General features: G+C 68.3%; 16 protein-coding genes and 1 pseudogene (1 of these 17 running past the window's edge). 9 read left to right on the forward strand and 8 right to left on the reverse strand.

Translation table 11 applies throughout. The annotated features are described in order from the left end of the window. From QZV94_RS10600 to QZV94_RS10615, 4 genes are all read left to right on the forward strand, one after another. Nucleotides 1-3,572, forward strand: a 3,572-nt coding sequence (locus tag QZV94_RS10600; RefSeq protein WP_293677811.1) for a response regulator, incomplete at its 5' end; no start/stop codon positions are given. Nucleotide 3,573: 1 nt separating this feature from the next. Continuing rightward, nucleotides 3,574-5,655 carry a response regulator gene (locus QZV94_RS10605; RefSeq protein WP_293677814.1) on the forward strand — a complete coding sequence of 694 codons (2,082 nt, stop codon included), beginning with the start codon at nt 3,574-3,576 and terminating at the stop codon, nt 5,653-5,655. Between the two features lie 99 nt (nt 5,656-5,754). Further along, a complete protein-coding gene (locus QZV94_RS10610; protein WP_293677815.1) occupies nt 5,755-5,985 on the forward strand; it encodes a hypothetical protein in 231 nt (76 codons plus the stop codon). Nucleotides 5,986-6,017: 32 nt separating this feature from the next. Further along, complete coding sequence (locus QZV94_RS10615) at nt 6,018-6,404, forward strand: helix-turn-helix transcriptional regulator (RefSeq protein ID WP_293677817.1); 387 nt, start codon at nt 6,018-6,020, stop codon at nt 6,402-6,404. 124 nt (nt 6,405-6,528) lie between these two features. On the opposite strand, the gene QZV94_RS10620 is transcribed toward QZV94_RS10615, so the two are convergent. The 3 genes from QZV94_RS10620 to QZV94_RS10630 all read right to left on the reverse strand — a co-directional run bounded on the left by QZV94_RS10620 (nt 6,529) and on the right by QZV94_RS10630 (nt 10,732). Beyond that, nucleotides 6,529-8,160, reverse strand: coding sequence for an AMP-binding protein (locus QZV94_RS10620; RefSeq protein WP_293677819.1), 1,632 nt, complete (start codon nt 8,158-8,160; stop codon nt 6,529-6,531). 88 nt (nt 8,161-8,248) lie between these two features. Then, nucleotides 8,249-9,088, reverse strand: coding sequence for an enoyl-CoA hydratase (locus QZV94_RS10625; protein WP_293677820.1), 840 nt, complete (start codon nt 9,086-9,088; stop codon nt 8,249-8,251). A gap of 48 nt (nt 9,089-9,136) precedes the next feature. Next, nucleotides 9,137-10,732 (reverse strand): DHA2 family efflux MFS transporter permease subunit, encoded by a 1,596-nt coding sequence (locus QZV94_RS10630; RefSeq protein WP_293677821.1) that lies wholly within the window; start codon nt 10,730-10,732, stop codon nt 9,137-9,139. 61 nt (nt 10,733-10,793) lie between these two features. Here QZV94_RS10630 and QZV94_RS10635 point away from each other — a divergent pair, with 61 nt between their 5' ends. From QZV94_RS10635 to QZV94_RS10655, 5 genes are all read left to right on the forward strand, one after another. After that, nucleotides 10,794-11,369, forward strand: a complete 576-nt coding sequence (locus QZV94_RS10635) for a TetR/AcrR family transcriptional regulator (protein WP_293677823.1) — start codon at nt 10,794-10,796, stop codon at nt 11,367-11,369. Beyond that, nucleotides 11,366-11,827, forward strand: coding sequence for a PaaI family thioesterase (locus tag QZV94_RS10640; protein WP_293677824.1), 462 nt, complete (start codon nt 11,366-11,368; stop codon nt 11,825-11,827). The genes QZV94_RS10635 and QZV94_RS10640 overlap by 4 nt, the downstream gene beginning before the upstream one ends. Next, nucleotides 11,824-12,951 carry an HlyD family secretion protein gene (locus QZV94_RS10645; RefSeq protein ID WP_293677827.1) on the forward strand — a complete coding sequence of 376 codons (1,128 nt, stop codon included), beginning with the start codon at nt 11,824-11,826 and terminating at the stop codon, nt 12,949-12,951. Before QZV94_RS10640 ends, QZV94_RS10645 begins: the two co-directional genes overlap by 4 nt. Nucleotides 12,952-13,159: 208 nt before the next feature. Continuing rightward, the gene (locus tag QZV94_RS10650) at nt 13,160-13,420 is read left to right on the forward strand and encodes an SWIB/MDM2 domain-containing protein (RefSeq protein ID WP_293677829.1); all 261 of its coding nucleotides are present in this window, start codon (nt 13,160-13,162) and stop codon (nt 13,418-13,420) included. Nucleotides 13,421-13,562: 142 nt separating this feature from the next. Next, complete coding sequence (locus tag QZV94_RS10655; protein ID WP_293677832.1) at nt 13,563-14,297, forward strand: sugar phosphate nucleotidyltransferase; 735 nt, start codon at nt 13,563-13,565, stop codon at nt 14,295-14,297. Here QZV94_RS10655 and QZV94_RS10660 read toward each other — a convergent pair. From QZV94_RS10660 to QZV94_RS10680, 5 genes and pseudogenes are all read right to left on the reverse strand, one after another. Next, nucleotides 14,294-15,019 carry a hypothetical protein gene (locus QZV94_RS10660; protein WP_293677833.1) on the reverse strand — a complete coding sequence of 242 codons (726 nt, stop codon included), beginning with the start codon at nt 15,017-15,019 and terminating at the stop codon, nt 14,294-14,296. The genes QZV94_RS10655 and QZV94_RS10660 overlap by 4 nt on opposite strands. A 5-nt stretch (nt 15,020-15,024) precedes the next feature. Continuing rightward, entirely contained in the window at nt 15,025-15,777 is a 753-nt protein-coding gene (locus QZV94_RS10665; RefSeq protein WP_293677834.1) for a nucleotidyltransferase family protein, read from the reverse strand. Further along, a complete protein-coding gene (locus QZV94_RS10670; RefSeq protein WP_293677835.1) occupies nt 15,778-16,926 on the reverse strand; it encodes a dATP pyrophosphohydrolase in 1,149 nt (382 codons plus the stop codon). It lies immediately after the preceding gene. A 1-nt stretch (nt 16,927) separates the two neighbouring features. Beyond that, nucleotides 16,928-17,986 carry an LptF/LptG family permease gene (locus QZV94_RS10675; RefSeq protein ID WP_293677836.1) on the reverse strand — a complete coding sequence of 353 codons (1,059 nt, stop codon included), beginning with the start codon at nt 17,984-17,986 and terminating at the stop codon, nt 16,928-16,930. Beyond that, nucleotides 17,983-18,137 (reverse strand): annotated as a pseudogene (locus QZV94_RS10680) (LptF/LptG family permease) (it continues 1,135 nt past the right edge of the window). Before QZV94_RS10680 ends, QZV94_RS10675 begins: the two are co-directional and overlap by 4 nt.

Here is an 18,137-nt window from a genome sequence, read left to right on the forward strand (position 1 = left end):
ACCTGACCGGCCAGGTCCGCAACATCGCCGACGTGACCACGGCCGTGGCCCGCGGAGACCTTTCCAAAAAGATCACCGTGGACGTGCGCGGCGAGATCCTGGAGCTGAAGAACACCATCAACACCATGGTGGACCAGCTGAACGCCTTCGCCTCGGAAGTGACCCGCGTGGCGCGCGAAGTGGGCACCGAGGGCAAGCTCGGCGGCCAGGCGCAGGTGCCCGGCGTGGCGGGGACCTGGAAGGATCTCACCGACAATGTGAACATGATGGCCGGCAACCTGACCGGCCAGGTCCGCAATATCGCCGACGTGGTGACGGCCGTGGCCAACGGCGACCTGAAGCGCAAGCTGACCCTGGACGCCAAGGGTGAGATCGCCGCGCTCGCCGACACCATCAACGGCATGATCGAGACGCTCGCGACCTTCGCCGACCAGGTGACCAACGTGGCCCGGGAGGTGGGCATCGAAGGCCAGCTGGGCGGCCAGGCCCGCGTGCCCGGGGCAGCCGGCCTCTGGCGCGACCTGACCGACAACGTCAACGAACTTGCCGCCAACCTGACCACCCAGGTCCGCGCCATCGCCGAGGTGTCCACCGCGGTGACCAAGGGCGACCTCACCCGCTCAATCACCGTCGAGGCCTCGGGCGAGGTGGAGGAGCTGAAGAACAACATCAACGAGATGATCCGCAACCTGCGCGATCAGACGTTGAAGAACACCGAGCAGGACTGGCTGAAGACCAACCTGGCCCGCTTCACCCGCATGCTGCAGGGCGAACGCGACCTGTCGACCGTGTCGAACCTGGTGCTGAGCGAGCTGGCCCCGCTGATCAACGCCCAGCACGCGGTCTTCTACGTCTCAGACCGGGACGAGGCGGGGAATGCGGTCCTGAACCTCGCCGCCTCCTACGCCTTCAACAACAGGAAGCACCTGGCGAACTCGTTCAGGCTCCGCGAAGGCCTGATCGGGCAGTGCGCCTACGAGAAGCGTCGCATCCTGCTGTCGAACGTACCCAGGAACTACGTCAAGGTCTCATCCGGGCTGGGCGAAGCCGCGCCGGCCAACATCATCGTCCTGCCAGCTCTCTTCGAGGGCGAGGTGAAGGCGGTGATCGAGCTGGCGACCTTCGGCGAGTTCAACGAGACCCAGCAGCAGTTTCTCGACCAGCTGATGGAATCCATCGGCATCGTGCTCTCGACCATCGCGGCCAACATGCGCACCGAAGGTCTGCTGAAGCAGTCGCAACTGCTGACCTCGGAACTGCAGGCCCAGCAGGAGGAGCTGAAGAAGACCAACGACCGCCTGGAACAGCAGGCCGCGAGCCTGCGTCAGTCGGAGGAACTGCTGCGCACCAAGCAGGAGGAGCTGCAGCAGACCAACGCCGAGCTGCAAGAGAAGGCGCACCTGCTGTCCGTCCAGAACCAGCAGGTGGAAGCCAAGAACCGTGAGGTGGAACAGGCCAAGATCGCGCTGGAAGACAAGGCCGAACAGCTGGCCCTGACGTCGAAATACAAGTCCGAGTTCCTGGCCAACATGAGCCACGAACTGCGCACGCCGCTGAATTCGCTATTGATCCTCTCGAAACTCCTGGCCGACAACGGTCAGGGTAATCTGAGCGAGAAGCAGGTGGAATTCGCCCACAACATCCACGCCGCCGGCGCGGACCTGCTGGGCCTGATCAACGACATCCTCGACCTGACCAAGGTGGAGAGCGGCACGGTGACCCTGGACATCAGCGAGATGTCCTTCGCCAGCCTCAAGGACCAGACAGACCGCACGTTCAGCCAGGTGGCGGCCGACAAGAAGCTGGACTTCATCATCGACCTCGATCCCGCCCTGCCGCGCTCGATGTACACCGACGACAAACGGCTGCAGCAGATCGTGAAGAACCTGCTGTCCAATGCCTTCAAGTTCACGGAGAGCGGCCATGTGAGGCTGAAGGTCGCCCGCGCCCAGTCCGGCTGGAACCCAACCAACGACCACCTCAACACCGCCGGCCAGGTCCTGGCCTTCACGGTCGAGGACACGGGCATCGGCATCCCGGAGGACAAGCAGAGGATCATCTTCGAGAGCTTCCAGCAGGCGGACGGCTCGATCAGCAGGAAGTACGGGGGCACGGGCCTGGGCCTGTCGATCAGCCGGGAGATTACACGCCTGCTGGGCGGCGAGCTCCGCGTGGTCTCGGCGCCTGGCAAAGGCTCTACCTTCACCCTGTACCTGCCGCTGAACTTCAGTCCGCAGCAGGCCGCCCCCGCGCGCGGGGGTCTGGCCCCTCCGATGCAGCGGCCGATGATGGCGTTGCCCTCGTCGTTCTCGGACGAACCGGTGGAGCAGGTGGCCGACGACCGGGAGATGATCACCTCGGAAGACTCCGTGGTGCTGATCGTCGAGGACGACCCCCGCTTCGCCTCGATCCTGCTCAACCTGGTGCGGGACGGCGGCTTCAAAGGCGTGGTGACCGGGGAGGGCGGGGCGGCCCCCTCACTGGCGCGGCGCTTCGGTCCCGACGCCATCATGCTCGACATCGGCCTGCCGGATATGGACGGCCTGGCCTTGCTGGACCTCCTCAAGCGCACGCCCGAGACGCGGCATATCCCTGTGCACGTCATCTCGGCCGACGACCAGAAGGGGCTGGGCCTCTCGATGGGCGCCTTCGGCTTCACCCACAAGCCAGTTGAGCGCGAGGTGGTGGTCTCCACCCTGGCCGGCGTGAAGACTTTCGCCGACAAGGTCGATCGCAAGATCGTTCTGGTCGGCGGCGAGGGTGAGGCGGCCGACACGCTTCGCCAGTGCTTCGCCCAGGTGGAGGTGGCCGAGGACGTCGCCGCCGTCATCGCCCGTCCGGGCTCCGAGCAGCCCGACGCGGTGGTGGTGGAAGGCTCCGCGCTTCCCGTGCCGCAACTGATCGACCAGCTTCGGCAGGCGGAGGGCCGCTGCACGCCGGTGGTGGTTTACGCGCCCGCTGAGCTTGATCCTGACGACGACCGGCGCTTGCGCCTGTCGGTGTTCGTCGGTCTGGTCCGCATGGCGCGCACGCCCGATCAGCTGGTCGACCAGACGAGCCTCTTGCTGCACTCGCCACTGGAGAGCCTGTCGGCTCCGGCGCGCGCGAAACTCAGCCAGTCCAAGCACGAGGACGCGGTGCTCACCGGCCGCAAGGTGCTGGTGATCGACGACGACATCCGCAACATATTCTCCCTCGCCTCGGCGCTCGAGGAGTACGGCATAGACCTCAGCTATGCCGAAAGCGGACGCGCCGGCCTCGAGATTCTCGAAGCCAGGAGCGACATGGACGTGGTGCTGGTGGATATCATGATGCCGGACATGGATGGCTACGAGACGATCCGCGAGATCCGCTCGCGCCTGGCGTCCGCCGACCTGCCCATCGTCGCGGTGACGGCCAAGGCGATGAAGGGCGACCGGCAGAAGTGCATCCAGGCCGGCGCATCTGACTATGTGTCGAAGCCGGTGGACATCGATCACCTGATCTCGGTCCTGCGTGTGTCGATACAGCGGGCGGACTCAATGAAACTTGCGAGCGACACCGTGGTTACCCTGATGCCGCAAGCGAGTTGACGTGACATCCCATCCCGCCGCCATCGCCGCGACGGGGCCATCACGGCGGGTTGAGCCCAACGCTCCGCCCGACCTGGACGCTCCGCTGACGGCCCGGATCCTCATCGTCGACGACGACGAGCGCAACGCCTTCGCCGCGGTGGAGGCGTTGTCTGATCTGGGCCACGAGCTGGTTGTTGCGCGCTCGGGTGAGGACGCGCTGAAGAAGCTCCTGGTCGAGGAGTTCGCCCTGATCCTGCTCGACCTGCATATGCCCGGCATGGACGGCTACGAGACCGCCGCCCTGGTGCGCACGCGCAAGAAGAACCAGCACACCCCGATCGTCTTCCTCACCGCCATCTTCCGCGATGAGGCGCACATCTTTCAGGCCTACTCGGCCGGGGCCGTTGACGTGGTGTTCAAGCCGATTGATCCGTTCATCCTCAAGGCCAAGGTGCAGGTCTTCGTCGACCTGTTCCTGAAGACCAAGGAGGTGGAACGCCAGTCGGCGTACCAGCAGTGGCTGCTGGACGAGCACGCGCGGGTGAAGGCGCAACAGGCCCGTACCGAGAAGGCTCTGCGTCGCACTGAGGCGCGCCAGGAAGCGATCCTGAAGTCGCTGCCGATCGTGTTCCACTCCCGGCGGGCCGAGCCCCCGTTCGCCACCCTGTTCGTCTCGGAGAGTATCGAGCAGATCACCGGCTTCGCACCGCACCGCTTCACGGATGAGGCTGAGTTCGGCGCCAGCCGCATCCACCCCGACGACCTCGAGCTGGTCGCCGAGCGTGTCTCCGGCGCCCGGCAGACGGGCAGCTACAACGTGGAGTTCCGCTGGCTTTGCGCCGACGGCCAGTATCGCGTTTTACAGGACCAGGGCGTGCTGGCGCCCAGCGAGGACGGCGAGGGCCAGGAGATATTCGGCGTCATCCTTGACGCCACCGACCGCAAGAGCCTGGAGGAACAGCTTGCCCAAGCCCGCAAGATGGAGGCGGTCGGGCAGTTGACCGGCGGCGTCGCCCACGACTTCAACAACCTGCTCACTGTCGTCCTCGGCAACATCGACATGCTGGCCACCCGCCAGGAGGAGGAGGAGCGCCGGATGCGCCGCATCGACGCGGTGCGCCAGGCCGCTGAGCGGGGCCGAGACCTGACCGGCCAGCTGCTGGCCTTCTCGCGGCGTCAGCGCCTGACGCCGGTCACCCTGGACGTGAACGCCCTCATCACCACCTTCGCGCCCCTGATGCGTCAGGCGGTGGGAGAGTCGGTGACCCTGGAGCTGGACCTCGCCGATAAGCCGCTGGCCACCCACGTGGACGCAACCCAACTGGAGACGGCCCTGCTGAACCTGGCTGTCAACGCCCGCGACGCGATGCCGGAGGGAGGCCTACTGACGATCGCCACCCGGCGCGAGGCGGGGCCGACCCCCTTGGGCTACGTGGCGATCGAGGTGCGCGATACCGGCGTCGGCATGGACGAGGCGGTCCGCCACCGGGTGTTCGAACCCTTCTTCACCACGAAGGATGTCGGCAAGGGTTCAGGCCTGGGCCTGAGCCAGGTCTACGGCTTCGTCAGTCAGTCGGACGGCGAGATGCGGTTGGAGAGCGAGCCGGGGAAGGGCGCAACCTTCAAGCTGTTGCTGCCGGCCAGCGACGCTGAGGCCGAGAAACCGACGCCCGCCCGAGCCATCGGCAAGCTGGTGGGCGGTTCCGAGAGGATACTGCTGGTCGAAGACGACAGCACGGTCCTGGCGCTCACCCTCGATGTGCTGACCGGCCTCGGCTACCAGGTCGTCACCGCCACCAACGCCGCCGAGGCGCTGGCCGCGCTGCAAGCGGACCGCGACCTGGACCTCCTGTTCACGGATGTGGTGATGCCGGGCGGCGTCAGCGGCCTGAGCCTCGCGCGCACCGCCCGCGAGTTGCGCCCGAACCTGCGGGTTCTGCTCACGTCGGGCTTCGTGGGAGAGAACCGGGTCATCGAGGGCCGCGAGTTTCCGTTGCTGGACAAGCCCTACGAGACCGCTGTGCTGGCGGCGACCCTGCGCAAGCTCCTTGACCGCCCCGAGCGCCGTCGCCGCAAGCGTGAAGCCGCGGCCGCAGAATAGGCGGCGTTCTCCGGGAGCATGGAAGTTGACCCCAGCGCCCGCTGCGGTTGCTTGCGTTCGCGTCTCCGATGGTCGAGTTTCCGACAAAGAGGGGACGCAATGATTCAAGACCCTGAGTACGCTAGGCGTCTGGCTCAGAATCTGGTGGAGTTGTTGACCCCCTACGAGGAAGAGCTGATCCACCTCGAGCGCGATGCTCCGGCTTTCAGGCCGCTGCGGCGGGCCGTGGGAATCGCCATCGCGGAGGCCTGCTTCTGCATCTCGGATGTCCCTGCGTCGCAGGCGACCATCGTTCCGCCAGTGGATGACGAGACCAGGCGCGCGCGCTGAAGCTCACGTTTCTTAAGGAGATCCGAGACCTCATGGCCAACAGACCCGATGCGGCCGCTGACCCCGTGGACGTCGCTGTCGGCGCGCGGATCAGGCTGCTGCGCAAGGTGCGGGGGCTGTCGCAGCAGGCCTTGGCGGAAGCCGCCGGCGTGACCTTCCAGCAGATCCAGAAGTATGAGCGCGGCGCCAACCGCGTGTCCGCCTCCATGCTGACCCGCATAGCCAAGACGCTCGACGTGCCGGTGGCCGAGATGTTCGGAGAGAGTTCCGCGTCGTCCGGCGCAGTGGACGAGGTCGCGGCCCTGCTGGCCGAGCCGGGCGCGCTCGAGCTGCTCAAGGCCTACGCCGGTTTGCCCCGCGGTGTTTCCCGTTCGGCCCTGGTGGAGTTCGTGCGAAGCCTTAGAAGTCAGCCGGGCTAGCCGCCCGACCCATCCAAGTTGGCCGCTCCAAGGACCGGCCTCGGTCGTAGCTGCAGCAGGTGAGCCGCGGCGGTGACGTTGGCCAGCGAAAGGTGTCAACCGCCTGCCGGTCAACACCCCCTGGCTAGGCTGCGGCCCCCAGCGCCGCCAAGGCGCGCTCCTTGACGGCCTTGTAGTCGACCTTTCCGTTGGGGGCGCGGCCGATGCTGTCCACCACCACCAGTTCGCGGGGCGCCTTGTAGCCGGCCAATTGCGTCCGCACGTGCTCGGACAGGTCGCTGAGCGTCGGGGCCTCGCCGGCCTCCGGTTCCACCACCGCGCAGATGCGCTCGCCGAAGCGGGCGTCCGGCACGCCGATGACCACCGCGTCGCGGACGGCCGCGTGGCGCTTCAGCGCCTCCTCGACCTCCTCCGGGAAGACCTTCTCGCCGCCGGTGTTGATGCAGACCGAGCCGCGGCCCAGCAGCTTGAGCGTGCCGTCGGTGTTCACCTCGGCCCAGTCCCCGGGCACCGACCAGCGGATGCCTTCTATGATCTTGAAGGTGCCCGCCGATTTGGCCTCGTCCTTGTAGTAGCCCATCGGCAGGAAGCCGGTGACCGCGACCAGGCCGCGTTCGCCGGAACCCGGAACCACGCGCCGGCCATCCTCGGTGAAGACCGCCGTGTTCGGCCCCAGCATGAAGGCCGCGGTCTGCGCCTCCGCGCCGGCGGCCGAGGCCGAGGCGCCCAGGCCCACCGCCTCGGAGGAGCCGAAGCTGTCGGCGATCACGGCGGCCGGGATATGGCGAAGCAGGCCGCGCTTGTTCTCGTAGCTCCACATCGAACCCGATGAGCTCATGCTCCGGACGCTCGACAGGTCCCAGCGCCCGGGATTGGCGTCCAGGGCCTCCAGCATAGGGGTTGAGAAGGCGAGGCCAACAAGGACGACGCCGGTGGCCTTCAACCGCTCGACCTCGTTCCAGAGCTCCATCGCATCGAACTTGCGCGATGGCAGCACCACGACCGAGCCGCCGTTGAAGAAGGAGATGAAGGCGGAGAACTGACCGGTCCCGTGCATCAGCGGCGCGGCGATCAGGCTGATGGGCCGCTGGTGGTCCGGCGCCGCGTGGCGGGTGATCAGCTCCTCGATGGACGTCGCCGGCGGGATTTCCAGGGCGGCATTGCCCCCGGCGCCCAGCACCTGGAACAGGTCGTCCTGGCGCCACATCACGCCCTTCGGCATCCCGGTCGTGCCGCCGGTGTAGAGCAGCAGCAGATCCTCGCCGGAGACGCCCCAGGGCGCGCGCACGGGGCGCCGCGCGGGGATCTTGGCGACCACCGTCTCGTAGTCGTCCGCCCAGGCCGGCGTTGGGTGGCCCGGTTCAGCAACCGACACCCAGGCCTTCACGCGGGGCAGGCGTGGGCGAATCTGGTCGACCATCTCGCTGAAGCCCGCATGGAAGACGATGGCCTCGGCGTCGGCATTGTCGAACAGATAGACCAGCTCCTCCGGCCCGTAGCGGTAGTTGGTGTTGACCGGCGCGAAGCCGCCCTTGAAGGCGGCGAAGTAGCTCTCGAGGTACTCGGGCCCGTTGTAGAGGAAGGCCGCAACCTTCGCCTGCTGGCTCATCCCCTTGGCGATGAAGTGGGCGGCCAGGGCGTCAGAACGGGCGTCGAACTGGGCCCAGGTGATGACCCGCTCGCCCTGGATCACCGCGGCGCGATCTGGCTGGGCGGCCGCAACGGCTTCCCAGATCTCGGCTAAGGTCCAACCCATCGCGGCACGCCTCCCAGGCAGTCTTCTCTAGTTGGCGTGAGGTTGGCCGTGTGCCGTGGGGGCAAGTCAAACGGGAAGGCCGCCGGGGCTAGGCCGTGGCCTTCGGGCGCACCTGCAGGCCGCTGGGATCCACCGCCATGCCGTGGACCTGCATGTTGTGGCTGTGGGCCAGCTGATGCAGCGCGAAGGCGGTGTTCATAGCGCCGGCGCGCCCTTGGGCGTCCTCTGCGGCATTCACCGCCTCCTTGGCCAGCTTCAGTGCGAACAACGGCTTTGCTGCGATCCGCGTGGCCAGCGCCAGGGTGAAGGCCTCCAGCTCCGCGGCCGGGACGACATGGTTCACCATCCCCAGCGCCTTGGCCTCCAGCGCGCTCAGCCAGTCGGCGGTGAACAGCAGTTCCTTGGCCTTGCGCGGCCCCAACTCCCAGGGGTGGGCGAAGTACTCCACGCCGCCAACGCCCATGCCGACGGTGTTGTCGCAGAAGGCCGCATCGTCGGACGCCACGATGAGGTCGCAGGGCCAGGCCAGCATCAGGCCGCCGGCGATGCACTTGCCCTGGACCTGGGCGATGGTGGGCTTGGGAATGTTGCGCCAGCGTTCGGAGAGGCCGAGGTAGATTTCTTTCTCCCGCGCCATTCGCCCTTCGGCGCCAGCGCAGCCGAAGCCGCACCAGGTCCCCACGATACCGAAGGGCTCCATCTGTTCTGCGATCGAGCCGCCTTCGCGCAGGTCGTGACCGGAGGAGAAGTGCGGTCCCGCCGCGGCCAGGATGATCACCTTCACCTCATCGTCCTGCGCCGCCCGGTCGAAGGCTCCGTTCAGCGCGTAGAGCAGGCCGGTATCCTGAGCGTTGCGGCTGTCCGGCCGGTTCAGCACGATCCGCGCGACGTGTGGGGCCGGGACTTGGTAGAGGATGGTGTCGGTCATGGGGGGCTCCTCCGTTCGCCCTATTGAGCGCATTTCCGTCGGGACTGCCTAGTGCTCCGCAGGCGGCGGGCCAGCCACGTTGGGCGCGGGCTTGGCGAACGGCACGATGATCAGGGCGGCCAGGAACAGGTAGGCCATCAGACGGTAGGTGTCTGCGAAGGCGAGGGTGGCGGCCTCGCGGCCGACGATCCGGCCCATTACGCCCTGGCCGATCCCCAGCGCGCGGCTGGCGTCCGGCGTCCACGCCGACGCCATCTGGCTGAGACCGTTCAGTGCGCCCAGCGCCCGGTCTGGCGCCTCACCCATGGCCGCGGAAAGACGCGCAGTCTGCTCGCGCGTGAAGTCGATCAGCCAGGTGTTGACCACGGCGATCCCGATCGCCCCGCCCAGATTGCGCATGAGATTGAAGAGCCCCGAGGCGTAACGCAGGTCCTCCGGCGGCACGCCGTTCAGCGCCATGCCCACCGCCGGCACAATGCAAAGCAGCATGGCCAGGCCCCGGATCACCTGCGGCCAGAACAGCTCCCGGAAGCCCCAGTCGTCGGTGACGCCGGAGAACATCCACAGCGAGGCGGCGAACATCGCGAAGCCGACGGCGATGACGTAGCGCCCATCCACCCTTGTCGAGAGCCGCGCGGCGATGGGGGCGGTGATGGTCATGGCCACGCCCGTGACGAACACGGTCGTGCCGATCTGCAGGCTGGAGAACTCTCGCACCTGGCCCAGGTAGACCGGTGTCAGAAAGGTCGCCGCGTAGAGGCCGACGCCGATCACCAGGTTCAGGACGCAGGCCATCGCGAAGGTCGGGCGGCGGAAGGGCGTGAGCCTCAGGACGGGCATGGTCGAGCAGAACGTGCGCTCGAAGAAAACCACGGCGCCCACCACCGAGAGCCAGCCGGCCACCTGCACGGCGGTGTCGTTGAACCACTCGTGGCGCGGGCCTTCCTCCAGCACGTACTGCAGCCCGCCCAGGAACACGGCGAGCGACGCCACGTGCAGCCAGTCGATGCGCTTCAGCATGCCTGGCGCGGCCCCATCCACTTTGCCGATGAACGCGAAGGCGATGGTCACGGCGACGCCCGGCACGATGTTCATGAAGAACAGCCAGCGCCAGTCGTAGTACTCGGTGATCAGTCCGCCCAGGCTGGGGCCCAGTGTCGGGGCGAGCGTCGAGACCATGCCCAGGATCGCCGGGATCATCGCCCGCTTGGGGCCCTCGAACATCTGGAAGCCGGTGGCGAACACCAGCGGCACCATGGCGCCGCCGGTGAAGCCCTGGATCACCCGGAACGCGATCATCGAATTGATGTCCCAGGCCAGGCCGCAGAGCAGGCTGGAGACCGTGAACAGGCCCGCCGAGAGCGTGAAGAGCCAACGCGTCGACAGCGCCTGTGACAGGAACGCCGCCAGCGGGATCATGACGATCTCGGCCATCAGGTAGGCCGTCTGGACCCAGGCGATCTCATCCGGCCCCGCATTCAGCCCCGCCTGGATCGAGTTGAGTGAGGCGGCGACGATCTGGATGTCCAGCAGCGCCATGAACTGGCCGAACGCCATGATCCCGAAGATCAACAGCTTTCGCTTATCGCCGAGCGCAGCGGGCCCAGCGGGCGGGAAGGCGGCGGTGATGGTCGCGGCGGTCATCTCTTGCGATTCCGGCCCAGGTACATAATATGATACTGGTCATATAAAGGCTCGATGGGCGATGCGCTATAGCGACACTCACAAGGAAGAGACCCGCAGGAAGGTGGTGCGGGCCGCTGCGACCGCAGTGCGGGCGAAGGGCCCGGAAGGCGTAGGCGTGGCCGAGATCATGGCCGAGGCCGGCCTGACCCACGGCGGCTTCTACGCCCATTTTCCCAGCAAGGAGGCGCTTGTGGTGGCCGCCATCGATGAGGCGTTCGGCCAGAGCGCACGACGCTTCGCCAGGATGCTGGACGGCCTGGACGGGCCACAGTCGCTAGGCGCGTTCGTCGATGCCTACGTCTCGCCAGCACATCGCGATAACCCCGCAAGCGGCTGCCCGATCGCCACGCTCTCCAGCGACCTGCCTCGCCAGGGCCAGCCGGTGCGCCAGGCCTACGAGCGCGGCGTGCGCGCTCTAATCGGCAGGTTGCAGAACTGGCTCTCAGAGGATCGTCGCCACCTGGCGGCGTCCCTGTTGGCCGAGATGGCCGGCGCAGTCTCGCTGTCCCGCGCCATGTCCGACGATGAAGACGCCGCCCGCCTGCTCGCCGACGCGCGGGCCAACCTCAAGACCCGAATGGGGATCGACCAATGACCGCCGCCACAACGCCCGACCGCAACCGCATGACCGGCCTCGAGCAACTCCGAGCCGCCTTCGACCCCGCGCGGCCCGAGCGCCGCCCGGGCATCGGCAAGACCATGGGCTTCGACGTCGTGGAGATCGAGGAGGGTCGGGTCGTCTTCGGCGGCCATCCCGACGAGAGCGTCTACAACCCCATCGGCACGGTGCATGGCGGCTATGCGGCGACCTTGCTGGACAGCGCCGTCGGCTGCGCAGTCCATTCCGTATTGAAGGCAGGCCAGGGTTACACGACCCTCGAGCTCAAGGTCGCCTACCATCGCCCGATGACCAAGGACACCGGTCCGGTCCGCGCCGAGGGCAAGGTCATCAAGGCCGGGGCCCGCGCCGCCTTTGCCGAGGGCCGGCTGACGGACCTTCAGGGCCGCCTCTACGCCACCGCCACGTCCACCCTGCTGGTGTTCGAACAATGAAGATCGAAGCTATCTCGACGGCCGAGGCCGCGCCTGTCGATCCGCCGCTGGCGAGGCCGAGGCGCCGGCTCCCGCGCGGCGTGCTGGTGCTGGCCGCCGCGCTGGCGGTGGGTGGTGGCGGCGCGGCGTGGCTGCTGGCCGCCAAGCCTACGGCGGTCACCGACAACGCCTACATCAAGACCGACATGACGATCGTCGCGCCGCGCGTGCGGGGCCAGGTGGCCCAGGTGCTGGTCAGCGACAACCAGCCGGTCGCCGCCGGCCAACTGCTGGTCCGCCTGGACGCGCAGGAATACGCCGCCCGTGTTGCGGCCGCCGAGGGCGAGCTGGCCGCGGCCGATGCGGCCATCGCCGCGGCCCAGGCCTCTCTGGTGCGCCTGGGCTCGGAGCAGGCCATGGCCGCCGCCGAGGTGCGCCAGGCCGAGACCGGCATCCGCGCCGCCGAGGCCGAGGTGCGCCGCGCCCGCGCCGACTGGAGCCGCTACGACGCCCTGCAGAAGGCCGGCTATGCGCCCCACAGCGCCGCCGAACGGGTCGAAGCTCAGGCCATCTCAGCGGCGGCCGCGGCCGACCGCAGCCGTGCGGGCCTGGCGCTCAGCCGCAGCGAGCAGGACGCCACCGACAGCCGCCGGGGAGAACTGCAGGCCGCGGTCGCCCAGGCGAAGGCCCAGCGGGCCAAGGCCGCCGCCGCCCTCGACCTGGCCCGCCAGGACAGGGAACACGCGGAGATCCGCGCGCCGGTCGCCGGCGTCGTCGGCGACCGGCAGGCCAATGTCGGCGACTATGTGCAGCCAGGCTCGCGCCTGCTGGTCGTCAATCCCTTGGACCGCCCGTACATCACGGCCAACTTCAAGGAGACCCAGACCGCCCGCATGCTGCGTGGCCAGACGGCCAAGGTGCAGGTCGACGCGCTGCCGGGCGTGATCCTGCGCGCTCGCGTCGACAGCTTTGCGCCGGGCACCGGCTCGGAGTTCGCTCTGTTGCCCTTCGAGCCGGGCGTGGGCAATTTCACCAAGATCGTCCAGCGTGTGCCGGTCAGGCTCCGCTTCGAGCCGGGCCAGCCGGACATCGCCAGGCTGCGTCCCGGCCTCTCGGCCAAGGTGACGGTCGATCTGGCCGGGTGACCGAAGGCAGACCGCTCATCGTCGTCAAAATGCGAAGCCCACTCGGGCGCTCCTTCCCGGGAGGCCACAACTCCCAGGTGATCCATTGCGACGCCACGTAACGTTCTTCTGTGGCGCGGGGCGCGCGTCGCGCTAGGATGCATCAAGCGAGTCGGTTCCGGCGACCCCCGCAGGAACGTCGCGACAAACTTTTCAGCTGGGGGAGCCCATGGCCACTGGTAAGAACACGAACGCCCTGCAAAAGCCGCTGACGCCCTCGGCCGAACTGGCTGCAGTAGTGGGCCCGGGCCAGCTTTCGCGCGGGGAAACCGTGTCGAAGATGTGGGAGTACATAAAGAAGAACAACCTGCAGAATCCCGCCAACAAGCGCGAGATCCTGGCCGACGCCAAGTTGAAGCCGATCTTCCACGGCAAGGACGCCGTCAGCATGTTCGAGATGAACAAACACCTGGCGCAACACCTGAAGTAGGCGAGACATTGCGGCGTTCGCCTGCCGCGCCGCCTGCAGACGGCAGACGAGACCTCGCGGGCCTGCGCCTTGCGGGGTCTCTTCGCTTTGAGATCGACTTCGACCTGAGAGCCGGCCGCTCGAAACCCCCGAAAAGCGCCCCGTGACCTTGCCCCACAGAGCCATCATCCTCGCGGCCGGCCAGGGCAAGCGCCTGTTGCCGCTCACCGAGGCCAGGCCCAAGTGCCTGATCGAACTGTCGGGCAAGAGCCTCCTGGCCTGGCAGCTCCTGCGGCTGCAGGCCGCGGGCGTCGAGGAAGCGGTGATCGTAACCGGGTTTCGCGCCGATGCGGTGGAGGCCGAGGTCGCGCGCCTCAGTCTCGAAATGCCGGTGCGGTTGGCTTTCAACCCGTTCTACACCGTCTCCGACAACACCGCCTCGTGTTGGATCGTCCGGGCCGAGTTCGACCGCGAGGTCCTGGTCCTGAACGGCGACACCCTGTTCGGCCCCGGCGTGGCCGAGCGGTTGCTGGACGCCCCTGAGGGCGACATCACAGTCACCATCGACCGCAAGCCCTCGTACGACGCCGACGACATGAAGGTGCTTACCGAGGCCGGTAAGCTGCGCGCCATCGGAAAGACCATCGAGGCCTACGACGCCGAATCGATCGGATTCCTGCGCTTCTCCAAGGCGGGAGCGGCCAAGTTCGCCGCCGGCGTGGAGGCTGTGCTGGCCCACCCGGAGGGTTTGCGCCGCTGGTACCTCAGCGTCATCGACGAGCTGGCGCACAGCGGCGTCGACGTCCGCGTCTGCTCCATCGAGGGCCTGGAGTGGGGTGAAATGGACTTCCCCGCCGATGTCGAGAACCTCAACCGCCTGTCGGCCGGCTGGCGCTAGATGATCCGCAGGCCGAGGCCGACGCGCTCGAGGCCCAGCCGCGCGGCGACCCTTTGCGACGACAGGTTCGCCTTGCTCGTCCCGTAGAACAGCCTGGGGGTTCCGAGCCCGGGCAGCGTCGTCCAGCGAGCCGTTACCGCCGCCGCCAGTCCGCGTCCGCGGAATCCCGGGAAGGTGTAGACACCCACCGCCGCGCTGGTCGGCGCGAGCCGCGCGGAGAAGGCGATCGCGGCGATGACCCCGTCCTGCATCGCGACACACCAGGGCGGCCAGAAGTCGCCGACGCTGACGAAGCCGGCGGCCAGGAGATGAGCCGGCATCGCGTCCCGGCACAGGCTCGCGAGCAGCGCATCGCCTTGCGCGGTGTTCCCGCAGACGAAACGACCCGTCGGAAGCGCCTGTCTTGGCAATACATAGTTGAAGCCGACCTCCAGGCGCGCCGGCGGCCCATCCAGGAGCCGGGCGATCTGGTCGATGCAGCCGGGACGCGCCTGCGGATCGATCCACGGCGGTTCGGCGGCGACCAAGGCGGCGATCTCGGCCGCTGTCCCCCGGCCCACATCCGCGCGGAGATGGACGACGTTGCCCGCAATGCAGCCTGCAACGAAGGCGCGCGGTCCAGGCGATCCGTCCGGGTCGTTCTCGCACAGGATGCGGCCGGCATCGTCCAGCCGGAATGTGGTGGCGACGTCGAGCTTCAGGATCGACAGCCGGGGGTCCACGGCGACTAGCCGCCCGCGATCCGCCGGACGAGGTCGAGGTCGGCCGGCTTGTCCACGTCGACAGACGCCAGCCCGAAGGGGCTCTGAACGACCGCGGCACGGACGCCCGCCAGCTCGCCGAGGCGCCCGGCGGCATCCTCCAGCGAAAGACGGCCCGTGGCGTAACGGAGGAGCATGCCGGCTCCCAGGATCTGCGCCTGGCGCCAGGGCCGCTTTCGCTCGGCCTCCACGCGACGCCAGAGGTCGACCACGCCCAGCGCCCGCTCGTTGGCCAGATAGAACAGGTTGCAGCCGGACCAGTGGCCATCGGAAAGCTTGAGCCATGTGCGCTGGGTGCTCGGGGCGGCCGCCTCCACCGTGGCGCGGGCGGCGACCAGGGCGGCGACGTCGGCCCCGACCGGAACGTCGGCCAGGAAACGCTGCACCCAGGCGGCCTCCAGCAGGGCGTGGTCGGCGGTGGTGACCAGCAGTGGTGTCCCGAGGTGGCCCGCGGCTGCGGCCACGCTGAGGCTCGGCCCGGCCGCCTCGTCCAGCCCCTCCACGCCCAGCCGCGCAGCCTCGATGCGCACCTCCGGATGGCTGGAGACCACGGCGATCCGGGACGCCTCGGCGTCGCGCAACGCGCCCACGACCCGGGCCAGCAACGTGCGACCCTGAAGCACGATCAGCGCCTTGTGGGCGGCGCCGGCGTAGGCCGCTACCGGGTCTGCGGCGCCGGCGCGCGAGCCGGCAAGCACCAGGGCCGCGAACCCTGCCACCTAGAGGGCCTTCTCGTAGAGGCGGTAGGTCTTGTAGATCTTGGCCCCGCCGGCGTCGCAGATGCGGCGCATGGGGACGTTGTCCTCCAGCACCCAAGAGAGTTCATAGCGCTCGTAGCCGAGCTTGCGCGCCGCCTGGGCCGTGGCGTCGATCAGTTGAAAGGGCAGCAGCTGGCCGCGCAGCGTCGCGGCGAACTTGCGCTTCACGCCCATGAGCGGGACCCGGCCGGTCTTCACCCCCTGGATCTTCAGCCGCCAGATCAACTTCGCCCAACCGAAGGGGAGTAGCTTGCCGCCGAGGTCGCGGATCGCTTCGTTGATGTTCGGCAGCAGCACGATGAAGCCCGCCGGCTCGCCGTCGATCTCGGCGAACCACGTGAGGCGCGGGTCCAGAACCAGCTTCAGCGTATCCGCTAGCGCCTTGGTCTCGGCCTCCGTCGTGGGCGTGAAGCCCCAGTTGCCCGACCAGGCGTCGTTGAGGATGCCGGTGAGGGTGCGTACCTCTTCGTCCAGGCGCTTCATCTCCAGCATGCGCAGGACGACCCCCTCGGCGGGCGGCTTGCGCACCCGGCGCAGAATCGGCGCCGGCAGATCGTCGGCGACGCTGCAGACGTAGGCGTAGATGTCCTTGGCCTTGGCGTACCCTGCCGACTCGATGCGGCCGGGCGTATGGCCGGCATCGTGCGCCATCATGAACATCGGCGGGTTCTCGCCCCCTGCCACCAACAGGCCGACCTCTTCGTTGGTCGACAGGTTCACCGGACCCAGCGCCGTCCTGCAGCCGCGCTCGCGCAGCCACGCCTCGGCGGTGCGGAAGAGCGCTGCGAACACCTCGGGGTCATCCTCCGCGGCGACCATGCCGAAGTTGCCGACGCCCTCCGCGGTCTGGGGGTTCAGCCGGTCGATCTGGGCGCTGATTCGGCCCACGTCGCGCTTTCCCCGCACTGCCAGCCAGAACTGTACGTCCGCGTGGGCGAAGAACGGATTTCCCTTGGCCGTGAGGGCTTCGCGCCGCTCGAACATCAGCGGCGCGATGTAGTTGGGATCGTCCGCGCCCAGGCGCATCGGCACGCGGATGAACCGCTCCAGCTCGGCCTTCGAGCGGACCGGAATGATCTCGAGGCCGGCGGCCGTTCCCCCGGATGGCAACTCAGCCCTCCAGGTAGAGCAGCACGGTCACACCTAGAGCCGCGAACATCGCGGGCGCGGCCCACGCGGCCAGCACCGGCGGGGCGGCTCCACTCTCGCCAAGCGCGGTGAAGGCGCCGTCGAACACCAGGAACAGCAGGCCGCCAGCCAGGCACTCCACCAGCAGTGTCGCTCCGCCGCCGCGAAAATTGGCCAGGGCGACGGGCGCCGCCAGCAGCAGCATCACCAGACAGGCGACCGGCGCCGCCCAGGCCCGCTGCAGTTGCGTGTCGTAGAAGGTCCTGGGCCGCACCGACAGGCCGCCCTGCAGGGCCCGGCTGGCCTCCTGCGGCGTGACCACGGTCTGGCCCCCGGCGAGAGCGCGGACATCGCCGGGCGTCAGGTCGCGGGACCAGTCCTGGGTCGTGGCGCTGGCCTCCGAAATGCTGGCGGTCCCCAGGGTCTCGAACCGCGGCTCGATCAGCCGCCACCTGTCGCCTTCGTAGACAGCGGCCCTGGCGTCCGTCCGCTGCACCAGGCGGCCCGTGGCGTCGCGGCGATAGATGGTCACCTTCTCCAGGCTGCGGCCGTCGGGGTCCCGTGGCACGGCGGTGACGATCTCGTTGCGCAGCCGGAAGGTCACCGGCTCGACCGCCTTGTCGGGATCGTTGGGCGCGCTGCCCTGCCACCATTCGGAGAGAACCGCATCAGTGTGCGGGGCAAGCACCAGCCCGACGCCCAGCTGCGCCAGGGAGACCACCACGATCGCCGGCAGGGCCATCAGGGTGATCCGGTAGGCCGAGATACCCGTGGACCGCATGGCGGTCACGGCGCTGTCGCCCGCCAGCTTGCCGAACGCGAACAGGGAGCCCGCGAGCACCGCCAGCGGCGCGGCCTGCTCGAACAGCCGCGGCGCGCGCAGCAGGGCGTAGTAGCCCACGCCCGCGGCGCCCAGCTTTCGGTCGAGGATGGTGGTGGTGACGTCCAGCAGGTCGATGATCTGGAGGATGCCCATGAGGACCGCAAGCGCCGCCAGGACGCGCGAGCCCATCAGGCGCAGCAGATAGCTCGACAAGGTCATGCCGCCGTCCCGGCGGGCTTCGGCTTCAGCCGCGCGCTCGCGGGCTTCAGCATCGCGGAAGGCTGCTTCCTTGCGGCCTTCGGCTTCAAGAACGCGCGCCTGCTTCTCGCCTTCAGCCTTAAGGATGGCAGCTTGCCGCAAGCCCTCGGCC

Source organism: uncultured Phenylobacterium sp. (genome assembly GCF_902826855.1).
Lineage (GTDB): Bacteria > Pseudomonadota > Alphaproteobacteria > Caulobacterales > Caulobacteraceae > Phenylobacterium.

Excerpts from the sequence above, each read along its gene's own strand:
- QZV94_RS10610 (WP_293677815.1), top strand. The coding sequence starts at position 5,755 with ATGATTCAAGACCCTGAGTACGCTAGGCGTCTGGCTCAGAATCTGGTG.
- QZV94_RS10635 (WP_293677823.1), top strand. The coding sequence starts at position 10,794 with ATGCGCTATAGCGACACTCACAAGGAAGAGACCCGCAGGAAGGTGGTG.
- QZV94_RS10615 (WP_293677817.1), top strand. The coding sequence starts at position 6,018 with ATGGCCAACAGACCCGATGCGGCCGCTGACCCCGTGGACGTCGCTGTC.
- QZV94_RS10630 (WP_293677821.1), bottom strand. The coding sequence starts at position 10,732 with ATGACCGCCGCGACCATCACCGCCGCCTTCCCGCCCGCTGGGCCCGCT.
- QZV94_RS10675 (WP_293677836.1), bottom strand. The coding sequence starts at position 17,986 with ATGACCTTGTCGAGCTATCTGCTGCGCCTGATGGGCTCGCGCGTCCTG.
- QZV94_RS10650 (WP_293677829.1), top strand. The coding sequence starts at position 13,160 with ATGGCCACTGGTAAGAACACGAACGCCCTGCAAAAGCCGCTGACGCCC.
- QZV94_RS10640 (WP_293677824.1), top strand. The coding sequence starts at position 11,366 with ATGACCGCCGCCACAACGCCCGACCGCAACCGCATGACCGGCCTCGAG.
- QZV94_RS10645 (WP_293677827.1), top strand. The coding sequence starts at position 11,824 with ATGAAGATCGAAGCTATCTCGACGGCCGAGGCCGCGCCTGTCGATCCG.
- QZV94_RS10625 (WP_293677820.1), bottom strand. The coding sequence starts at position 9,088 with ATGACCGACACCATCCTCTACCAAGTCCCGGCCCCACACGTCGCGCGG.
- QZV94_RS10620 (WP_293677819.1), bottom strand. The coding sequence starts at position 8,160 with ATGGGTTGGACCTTAGCCGAGATCTGGGAAGCCGTTGCGGCCGCCCAG.